At 69.0% G+C, this 6,000-nt stretch carries 6 protein-coding genes and 2 pseudogenes; 6 read left to right on the forward strand and 2 right to left on the reverse strand.

The window, feature by feature from the left end:
• Positions 1–107: 107 nt before the first annotated feature.
• Positions 108–233 (forward strand): annotated as a pseudogene (locus tag AB0M92_RS37150) (IS5/IS1182 family transposase); the annotation flags it as partial.
• 111 nt (positions 234–344) lie between these two features.
• On the opposite strand, the gene AB0M92_RS37155 reads toward AB0M92_RS37150, so the two are convergent.
• Positions 345–503: a hypothetical protein gene (locus tag AB0M92_RS37155; RefSeq protein WP_366106797.1), complete on the reverse strand. Its 159-nt coding sequence runs from the start codon at positions 501–503 to the stop codon at positions 345–347.
• A gap of 182 nt (positions 504–685) precedes the next feature.
• Positions 686–1,012, reverse strand: coding sequence for a hypothetical protein (locus AB0M92_RS37160; RefSeq protein WP_366106787.1), 327 nt, complete (start codon positions 1,010–1,012; stop codon positions 686–688).
• A gap of 616 nt (positions 1,013–1,628) precedes the next feature.
• On the opposite strand from AB0M92_RS37160, the gene AB0M92_RS37165 reads away from it, so the two are divergent.
• The 5 genes and pseudogenes from AB0M92_RS37165 to AB0M92_RS37185 form a co-directional block, all read left to right on the forward strand.
• Positions 1,629–2,627 (forward strand): LuxR C-terminal-related transcriptional regulator, encoded by a 999-nt coding sequence (locus AB0M92_RS37165; protein WP_366106788.1) that lies wholly within the window; start codon positions 1,629–1,631, stop codon positions 2,625–2,627.
• 478 nt (positions 2,628–3,105) lie between these two features.
• Positions 3,106–3,429, forward strand: coding sequence for a hypothetical protein (locus tag AB0M92_RS37170; protein ID WP_366106789.1), 324 nt, complete (start codon positions 3,106–3,108; stop codon positions 3,427–3,429).
• A 305-nt stretch (positions 3,430–3,734) separates the two neighbouring features.
• The gene (locus AB0M92_RS37175; protein ID WP_366106790.1) at positions 3,735–3,911 is read left to right on the forward strand and encodes a hypothetical protein; all 177 of its coding nucleotides are present in this window, start codon (positions 3,735–3,737) and stop codon (positions 3,909–3,911) included.
• 542 nt (positions 3,912–4,453) lie between these two features.
• Complete coding sequence (locus AB0M92_RS37180; RefSeq protein WP_366106791.1) at positions 4,454–5,311, forward strand: hypothetical protein; 858 nt, start codon at positions 4,454–4,456, stop codon at positions 5,309–5,311.
• Between the two features lie 61 nt (positions 5,312–5,372).
• Positions 5,373–6,000: pseudogene (locus AB0M92_RS37185) on the forward strand (hypothetical protein); the annotation flags it as partial.

Here is a 6,000-nt window from a genome sequence, read left to right on the forward strand (position 1 = left end):
ATCGACCCTGCGGCCTTCAAGGGCTACGAGGGGTTTCTCTGGCCGGGGCTCCTGGATCGGTGGCTCTACTGATCGGGGCCCTGCAGAACCACGGCCGGTATCTCTCGAACTACCGCTACTCGACCAACCATCAGCTCGTCATCGACGCCGACTCACGCCTTGTCGTCTCCGTCGGCCGACCCGTGCCCGGTAACCGCAACGACTGCAAGGCACGGGAACCCTCCGGAGCCCAGCCCGGCCAGTGCGGCGATCTTCGTGCGAGGGCGGACGGTTGCAGACATGGAGATACCTCGGTCCGGTGGTTCGGCTTGAGTACGAAGGGCGAGCTGACGGGCGCCGCGGTATTACGACCAGCCCATGGAGTCCGTGGAGGCTCCGGCCTGCGCGGCGGCGACCAGTCGGCCCGGGCCGTCGAGCTGGCCGACGACGGCGTTGACACCGAGCACGGTGAGGGCGGAAAGGGCGGTGACCGCGGAGGCCTGAGCGATACGGGTGCGGAGCATGGGGGGTGTCCTCTTCTGACGGTTCGAGCGACGGATCCGTGTCCTCAACCGGCCTGCGTCCCGCGGTGGCGCTGTCCGGTCCTGGCCCGCCGGGAGCTGCTCCCTGCTGGCGAGAACTACTTTCGTCGCTGGTCAGACGGGGTGGAAGGGGATCCGGGTGGCCCGTAGCGGCATTGGACCAATCAGTCCAGCGAAGGCTCGGAGGCGGGCGGGCGGCTTTCGAACGCGGCGGCGATGAGGGGCACTTGCGGCCTCAGTGGCGTCCAGTCGGCGAGCTCGGGGCAGCGCGAGAGCAGCAGGCGGATCAGGATGGCCGCGTGTTCCTCCGCCTCCGCGAGACTGCCCGCACGCAGGTACAGGCCGATCACGGGATCCGGCCGGGCATGCGGATGGACACTGACGTGCTCGGCCCCGTCGTCCGGGCCGAGGCGGGAACGGATCAGTAAACGCAGGTCTGCGGGTGCAAAGGTGTCGCGCGGTGCGCGCAGGCCGGTGTGGACGAGGTACATGGGGTCGACTCTTCCAACGGCTGACTCCCGCGTCAGGCATTGCGATGTGGCCCCTTCGGGCCATGGCCTCTTGGGTCCACCGTGTGGGCAGGGTGCGGTCTCGCGTGCCCCGGGTGGCCATCGGCCTTTCGGGCTGTGCACGGATCATCTAGGACTTTGGCGCGCCTCGCACACCGATCCTGCGGCTGACTGGGTTCAATCAAGCGGTCGTGAAGTGCAGGTGCTTGACGGCGCATGGTCTACCGGCCGGCAGTGTTCCTCGGGAGCGTGTGGCGCCACCGAGGTGCCGGCCGGTGCCTGGGTGGCGTGCCGGGGCGGGAGGCTGTGGTCTGCGTGGGTGGGGAGTGTGAGTTACCCGGCGGCCATCCGGAGCCGATGGCTGCGCTTGGACCGTGCCGCGACCAGGCTGGGCCGGCGGTCCGGTCGGAACGATCCCGCACGGACTTCGACGAGGTGGTGCGGCTTGAACAGCACACGGATCGCTGTGGAATCGCTGCGGTCAGGGAATGGGGAGTGAGATGTCGTACGAGACGTTGTCCGAGTCCGTCGGGGCCATGGCCGTGGCAGCCTGTCCGGCATCAGGGGTGGGGATCATCGGCTTTTCAGGGGGATCAGGATGCTGACCGCATTGGGACTCGACTCGGTGGCGGAGGCGGTCTACCGCGCGATACTGGCCGATCCGACGGGCGGCGTCGCCGAACTCGTCGCGCGGGTGGGCAGGAGCGAGGAAGAGGTGCGAGACGCTCTCGACGCGTTGAGCGAACTTGCTCTGGTACGGCCGTCGGCAGAACGGGAGGGAGGCCTGCGGGCCGTCTCCCCAGACGTCGGAATGGAGGCCTTGATGGCCCGCCAGCAGGCCGAGCTGGCGGCGCAGCAGCTGCGTCTGGAGTCGTCGCGGAGTGCGGCCGCTCAGCTGATTGCCGAGTACGCCGATCTCCGGCCGGCGGCCAGCAGTCCCGGGGTCGAACACCTCATCGGGATAGACGCGATCCGCGACACGCTCGCCCGGCTGACACGCGACGTGGCCACGGAGGTCATGGCGTTCCTCCCGGGCGGCGCCCAGCCGCTGGCACAGCTCGACGCATCACGTCCGCTGGACGAGGAACTGCTGGGCCGGGGGGTGCGGATGCGCAGTGTCTACTTGAGCAGCGTCCGCAATGACCAGAACACGGTCGACTACGCGAACTGGCTGACCCGGCTCGGCGGCCAGGTACGGACGGTTCCGGCCCTGCCCACCCGGATGATCATCACTGACCGTGCGACCGCTGTCATCCCGGTCAACAGTGAGGATTCGGGGGCCGCAGCGGTCGTCCTGACCGGCCAGGGCACTCTCACCGCGCTGTGCGCGCTCTTCGAGACGGTCTGGGCAGGGGCGCAGGTACTGGGCCAGGCAGTGATGCGGGACGGGCACGGCCTGAGCCCGCAGGAGGCGGCCACCGTCGGCCTCCTCGCCCAGGGACACACGGACGAGGCGATCGCCAAACGGCTCGGCATCTCCCAGCGCACGGCACGGCGGATCGCGACAGACCTGATGGGCCGGCTCAATGCACGGAGCCGCTTCGAGGCGGGTGTCCGCGCCGTCCAGCAGGGCTGGCTGCCCTCGGATCCCGCCTGACCGCGGACCACCGGTGTTGAGCGATGCGGAAGATGAGCACGAAGGCGACGCGGTCGTTGTCGATCGGACGGGATGAAACGACCCCGGCAGCCGTCAGGCCGCCGGGGTCCTCGTGAACACGGTGTCGGCTTTGTACTCACTCTGTCGAATGGGTCTCGGTGATGGCGGTGCGGGGTGGAGTCCGCAGAGCACGATGTACTCCCGCTCCGAGCACGACGAAGTACCGCGGCCTGCCCAAACACCAAAAGATCAGGTCGCTCAAGACGGCCCGCATGCACCCACCGCATAGCCGTCCAGGAACAGTCAGGCCGCATGCCGGGCCTCGTCAGCAGAGCCCCGGTGACCGCTTCCTGACGCTCTCATCTTTCCCAGGGAAGACATCCATGGAGCCCACGTCGCCACCTCCGATACCTACCCAAACCCTTGGCAGCGTGGGCCAGTGAGCCATTGAGCCAGTGAGCCAGTGAGCCAGTGAGCCATGTTGATCTTGGTGGGGAGCCCGTTCGCGGTGGTGGGCGCAGCGGGGCTCGCTGGGGCACCCGACCCGGCCAGTATCTTGATCGACGCCTCTGTCCTCGGGTTCGGCGCCTGGGTGGTCTTCCGCGGCTTCCGCTTAGGGCTCCGGATCGATGGCAAAGGCATCACCGACCGGACCAGTACCCCTGGACTCGCCCTCAAGGGCGGCGAGCACATCCCGCTCACGTCCCTCGCCTCGTACTCCCATCGGATTACCGAGGCCAACCTTGCACTGCTCAAGGCCCTGCACGCGACCCACCTGGCCACCTGCCCCGGCTGCGCGTGACCCCGCCCATGTTCAGCGTGTCGTCGTACACGAGGAGACAGCCTGTCCAGACAGGGCCACCGCCTGTGTGCAACGGGAGTGCCGCTGTCACCCCTCTTCATCACCACCCAGAGAGTCGCCTGACCACCAGGACTCCCGCGACCGTGTTCGGGAGGTCCCGGCAGCCCGCCCGGACCCCTTTGGGCCAAGGCCGTTTACGTCCAGCGGATTGCACTTCCGCAGGTCAGGGACCCAGGGCAGAGTTGATCTCGAAGCGCCGGGCGGCAATTCGAATGCTACCGATCAACTCTGTGGGGGAAACCGCCATGTCCAAGTCCAGCCGTATGTCTACGTCTTCGCTGCGGCGCTCCGTCCCGTTCGCGCTCACCTCCGCGATCTCGGTCGCCGCGCAGGGCGTCCTCGAAGCGTCCCCGGCCAGCGCCGCCACGATCGGCGGGCCCATCGCCTCCGCGGCCAGCACTGAAGGCCCTCTTGCGCCGTGAGCTCGGCCAGGTGTGGGTGCTTCGCGCCAGGACGGGCGCCGGGTCGGCTCTTCCCTGGTCGCGCCTCGCGACCCCTCTTCCAATCCCGCTGGACGGATGGGTCCGGGGCCGTTTCCGTTCACTTGTAAGCCTTTCCACCTGCCTTGAGTGGCGACGAAGCTAGATCGCCAGCAGGGAACACCACCCGCCAGGCGCGGCCGGAGAAAGCGTTAGCACCCCGTCTCGCCGAGGCCGCCGCAGTCACCACGCTCACCCCCCTCCAGCCAGTTCACCGCCACCGCCGACGACACCCGCATCACCGCGACCACCACTGGCAGACCGCGGCCGCCGGGAAGTCCACCACCGCCTGGCAGTAGCCCCGGCCGATGTCGCTCGCCACGTCCCACTTGCACGGCCGCTGCGCCTGCAAGGCAGCCGTCGCGCACGCGCACCACCCGAACGAACTCCTGGCCCCTGAGTCCGACCTGGCCCTCTGCCACCGCCACCCCGCCGATCACAGGGCACCGCCGTGCCCGCACCCGTCCCGAAGGACTGCTCTTTTCATGCCCACGCCCCGTCGCCGCCGCATCCTGCTGATCGCCGCCGTTCCCGTGGTCGCCGCCGCAGCCCTGGCGACCGCCCAATTCACCAGCGCCTTCGCCGCCGACGACCTGCAGGCCGCCGCCCCGCGTACCACCGCCCCGGCCGTGACCTCCCCGGCCGCAAGCACACCTACCGCGACGCCTGCCGAGGCTGGCGGCACCCCCGCTGCCACCGTGACGCCCTCCCCGGCAGGAACGGCGTCCTCGGCCGCGGCAAAGCCGTCAATCCTCACGCCGTCGTCTGGTCAGCCGGCAGTCGGCAAGGCGCCCGCCCCGCTCACCGTCGAGGAACTGCCCAACCAGGCCAAGGCAGGGTGGAAGCCGATCGGCCCGCCGAAGAACCGCACAATCGCCCCCACCAGCAGCCTCAACGAATGCGCCGCCGTCCAAGGCGCGACCGGCTGGCAGCAGCAGGGCTGGGCCAGCACCGCGAAGACCCCCGCCATCCAGGACACCTTCACCTTCGCCACCCAGGCCGACGCCGACCGCGCCCGCCAGGCACTCAACACCCAGCTCGACGGATGCCAGGCCGCCCTGCGTGATGCGCAGACCAAGCAGGGTCGCGTCCCCGACGCCACGTCCACCCGTACAGCCGCCCGCCCGGCAGCCGCCGCTTGGCTGTACCAGTGGACTGCCGTGCCCGGCATGTCAGCCCCCGGCAATCAGACCCACCACGTCTACCTGGCCGGAGACGGAAACGTGCTCACCGTCCTCCAGTACAGCGACCTCGCCTCGGTCGGACAGGGCAACTCTGCCACGCCCGCCTCCGACGCCGACCTCCTGACCACGCTCGCCGGAAGCCTCGCCCTCACTCGCTGAGCCCCGCCGCTCCGTCCAGCGCATCGACTTGTGCACCTCAACCTTCCAAGGAGACATCCCCATGACCCGTACCAAGCGCACCCTCGCTTCCCTGGCCTCCCTCACCGTGCTTGCCGCCTCCGGCGCCGCCGTGACGCTCGCGGCTCCGGCCCAGGCCGCATCGTCGGTGGGAGGCACGATCACCCGCGGCGAGGTCATCGCCCGCGCTCAGAGCTGGGTCGACCAGGGCGTGCCGTACAACCAGGGCGGCTGGCACACGGATTCCAACGGCACTTACCGGGAGGACTGCTCCGGATACATATCCATGGCCTGGCACCTGAACTCCAGCCTGGTCACGCAGACCCTGCCCAACGTGTCCACCCAGATCAGCTTCTCGCAGCTCAAGCCGGGCGACGCGATGGACTACACCGCCGAGCACACCTTCCTCTTCGCCGGCTGGACCAACCAGTCCACGGGTGCCTTCACCTACTACGCCGAGAGCAATCGCGACAACCCGACGCACGGCCCGACGGCCGCGAACATCAACAGCTCGTCCCTGGAGGGCTGGCCGACCAGCTACTACGACGCGCTGCGCTACGACAACATCGTCGACGACCCGGCCCCTGGGCCGGTCATGGCGCGAACGGTGGGTGGTGACTTCAATGGTGACGGCAAGCAGGACATCGCCGGCATCGATGCGAACAGCAACC

Origin of the sequence: Streptomyces sp. NPDC051582, assembly GCF_040681715.1 — a bacterium.
In the GTDB taxonomy this organism is placed as follows: Bacteria; Actinomycetota; Actinomycetes; order Streptomycetales; family Streptomycetaceae; genus Streptomyces.

Bases quoted from the DNA above. Each gene is read 5' to 3' on its own strand.
- AB0M92_RS37165 (WP_366106788.1), top strand. From the start codon at position 1,629: ATGCTGACCGCATTGGGACTCGACTCGGTGGCGGAGGCGGTCTACCGC.
- AB0M92_RS37175 (WP_366106790.1), top strand. From the start codon at position 3,735: ATGTCCAAGTCCAGCCGTATGTCTACGTCTTCGCTGCGGCGCTCCGTC.
- AB0M92_RS37170 (WP_366106789.1), top strand. From the start codon at position 3,106: ATGTTGATCTTGGTGGGGAGCCCGTTCGCGGTGGTGGGCGCAGCGGGG.
- AB0M92_RS37160 (WP_366106787.1), bottom strand. From the start codon at position 1,012: ATGTACCTCGTCCACACCGGCCTGCGCGCACCGCGCGACACCTTTGCA.
- AB0M92_RS37155 (WP_366106797.1), bottom strand. From the start codon at position 503: ATGCTCCGCACCCGTATCGCTCAGGCCTCCGCGGTCACCGCCCTTTCC.
- AB0M92_RS37180 (WP_366106791.1), top strand. From the start codon at position 4,454: ATGCCCACGCCCCGTCGCCGCCGCATCCTGCTGATCGCCGCCGTTCCC.